Source organism: Bradyrhizobium sp. TM233 (assembly GCF_036247965.1).
Classification (GTDB): domain Bacteria; phylum Pseudomonadota; class Alphaproteobacteria; order Rhizobiales; family Xanthobacteraceae; genus Bradyrhizobium; species Bradyrhizobium ottawaense.
In genome coordinates this window covers 1-298 of sequence record NZ_BTIG01000324.1, presented here as the reverse complement: position 1 = coordinate 298, position 298 = coordinate 1, and the positions used below count along the sequence as shown (strand labels likewise).

1 pseudogene is annotated in these 298 nt (G+C 39.3%); it reads right to left on the bottom strand.

What is annotated here, in order from left to right:
* Positions 1-94 precede the first annotated feature (94 nt).
* Positions 95-298, bottom strand: a pseudogene (locus tag AABA86_RS34400) (cysteine synthase A); the annotation flags it as partial.

Genomic DNA, 298 nt, shown 5'->3' with positions numbered 1-298 from the left:
TTTCTTTCTTTTAGTGATGAACTTTCCCGATGCTATATCTTTGTGGGACGAATTTGAAGGTTCACTCAACGAGCAAATATTTATGAATTACAATTTACAAGAATACCTTTGGATACGCAGGGTTTTCAAGTTGATGGAGCATGTGACTATGAGGTGTCTTGGCCATTAACTCTTGCACTTTCTGGAAAACCCCTTCAACTCCATAGGCAGGGTCAGTGAGATATACCTCAGCTCCATAGGCTTTCTGTATAATTGTTCTCTCAATACTCACACAAGCTGGCATAACCACTATAAGTTT